Annotated in this window: 1 protein-coding gene; it reads left to right on the top strand. The window is 50.3% G+C overall.

The genetic code is table 11. The annotated features are described in order from the left end of the window. Window positions 1–249, top strand: a 249-nt coding sequence (locus BCY78_RS25125; RefSeq protein WP_139103336.1) for an Mpo1-like protein, incomplete at its 5' end; no start/stop codon positions are given. Window positions 250–394: the final 145 nt, after the last annotated feature.

The following is a 394-nucleotide window of genomic DNA, read 5'->3' as shown; positions in this document are numbered from 1 at the left end:
ACCATGGTATGGCTATCGACAGGAGTCGGGTTGTTTGTGGTGGGCTGGATAATTCAGTTTGTTGGTCATTACTACGAAGGTCGTAAACCTGCATTTGTGGATGATCTGGTCGGATTGGTGGTCGGGCCATTATTTGTCGTGGCCGAGTGGCTGGTCATGATGGGCATGATGCCTAGTCTGCAAAGCGCGATTGAGGAGCGTGTCGGCCCTACTCGTATTAACCCCGCCAAAACACCTCATCAAGTCTGAACCGGCGCACAGTCGGGTGTATTAGGGTCTAGCCGGACCCAACACAAGCGTTATACTGAAGGCTCCAATAACAATAATCCTTTGGAGCCTTTTTTCGAATGACTGCTGCTCAACGCCCGACACACTTTCTTGAACTGCTTAATAC

The organism is Pararhodobacter sp. CCB-MM2, from assembly GCF_001691415.1.
Classification (GTDB): domain Bacteria; phylum Pseudomonadota; class Alphaproteobacteria; order Rhodobacterales; family Rhodobacteraceae; genus Pararhodobacter.
This window is presented reverse-complemented; position numbering and strand designations above follow the sequence as displayed.